This window comes from Microcystis sp. M53603_WE2 (genome assembly GCF_030065435.1).
Genome location: NZ_JASJFF010000895.1, coordinates 1 through 1,744, shown reverse-complemented (window position 1 = coordinate 1,744; position 1,744 = coordinate 1). Strand labels below are relative to the sequence as shown.

Here is a 1,744-nt window from a genome sequence, read left to right as displayed (position 1 = left end):
ATTATTGCCTACGGTGGCTAAATTGGCCGTTCCCATCATCCTCATGCACCTGCGGGGCAATCCGCAAACCATGCAATCGCTAACACATTATGAGGATTTAGTCAAGGAAATTAAAGAATTTTTACAGAATCGCGTTAAGGAAGCTTTACAGTGGGGCATTGCTAGGGAAAATATTATCATCGATCCGGGAATTGGTTTCGCCAAAACTGGGAGACAAAATCTTGAGTTATTGCGAGAATTAGGGCAATTTCGGGATTTAGATTTACCTGTTTTAATTGGATTGTCGAGAAAACGCTTTATCGGCGAGATTACAGGCAAAAATGACCCAAAAGAACGAGTTTTCGGAACGGCGGCGGCCTGTGCTATAGCGATCGCTAAGGGGGCCGATATCCTGCGCGTCCATGATGTGGCTGCGATCGTAGATGTGAGGAAAGTGGTGGACGCAATCGAGCGAAGTTGAAAATTTTTGCTAGTCTTAGAATCATCCACAGTTCGATCGAAATTAGCGATGAATAGCCAACTAACCAGCGATCATTGTATGTTACCCGTGATTCGATCTCCCCGGGATTATCAAGTTTTTCGCATTAGCGCTGGGGATACGAATCGTTTAGCGATCGTCTTCGATTCTACCGTAGCGGGGGATTCCTTGACCGTCTGTGTGGAAATTTTCGATCCCCACGGTCGCACCCCTACCCATCGTCATCATTTTGCCGTAGAAATGTTTTTTATCCTCAAAGGGGAGGGAATGGCTATCTGTGATGGTAAACCGATTCCCCTGGGGCCGGGGGATAGTTTATTAGTCCGTCCCACGGGTATTCACGAGATTAGAAATGTGGGGGACGGAAGACTTTATGCACTATGTTTTATGGTTCCCAATGAGGATTTTTCGGAATTAATTCGCAATGGTATCCCAGAGGAGTTAGACGCAGAAGATTTAGAGGTGTTGATGGGAACTATTAAAGGATAATCAAGCAATATCATCCCTTAAATTTTGGGCTTTTTTTTCAGGAAAAGAGCGATAAAAAAGGTAAAGGTTCCTCCCAGAAGTCCGAAGATTAGCCAATTTAATCTTGGATAGCCTTTATTGATAGCGATGACTGTAGCAATGCCACCGATGAGACAATGCCAGAAAAAAAGCAACAAGAATAAATCCAAACTGGGAGAAATATCAGCAATTAGTTTCATATTTTATCAGTAGAGCAATAGAGTTAATTGTTTAGATAGCAAATCTCTAGAATTTTTCCAATGACCGAGTCCCTGACCCGATTTTATGTTTATTTACATCTATAAGTATTTCTCTTATTTTTTTGTCCAAGGCCATTTTGTTCCCATCTCGGTTAAAGCTGAAAAAAATAGATAGAGAATAAGAAGGGCAACACAAAAGAGAAAAGTCAATAAGTCGTTATTCATCGAGTTATCCCTGATAGCTTAAAGGTCACTGATTCGCTACTATCCATTTGCCCACTACTTAGCAATTGCTGCTTTTCTAGACTTTTTAAACAGGATTGATTATTGTTGCTGTTGTGCCAAATAGTTAAGCACTGTGTCCAGAGTTAATTCTAAGCGTTCTGAGATTTGTTGTGGGGTTAAACCGAGGTCTTGCAGTAGAGGAATTGTTTTCAATTTTTGCAAGTTTATTCCCTGTTCAATTCCCTGTTCAATTCCCTGTTCAATTCCCTGTTCAATTCCCTGTTCAATTCCCTGTTCAATTCCATCTCCAAAAGCTTCTTGATAGAAACGAGTT

The 1,744-nt window shown here is 41.3% G+C and carries 3 protein-coding genes and 1 pseudogene; 2 read left to right on the top strand and 2 right to left on the bottom strand.

The genetic code is table 11. The annotated features are described in order from the left end of the window. The coding region (folP, locus tag PX481_RS19080) for a dihydropteroate synthase (RefSeq protein ID WP_288095463.1) at positions 1-460 on the top strand (460 nt) is incomplete at its 5' end. Between the two features lie 48 nt (positions 461-508). Further along, on the top strand, positions 509-967 hold the full coding sequence (locus tag PX481_RS19075; RefSeq protein WP_002758047.1) for a cupin domain-containing protein: 459 nt from the start codon (positions 509-511) through the stop codon (positions 965-967). 17 nt (positions 968-984) lie between these two features. Here PX481_RS19075 and PX481_RS19070 read toward each other — a convergent pair whose 3' ends face one another. Beyond that, positions 985-1,185: a hypothetical protein gene (locus PX481_RS19070; protein ID WP_039899996.1), complete on the bottom strand. Its 201-nt coding sequence runs from the start codon at positions 1,183-1,185 to the stop codon at positions 985-987. Positions 1,186-1,509: 324 nt separating this feature from the next. Next, a pseudogene (locus PX481_RS19065) lies at positions 1,510-1,744 on the bottom strand (Rpn family recombination-promoting nuclease/putative transposase); the annotation flags it as partial.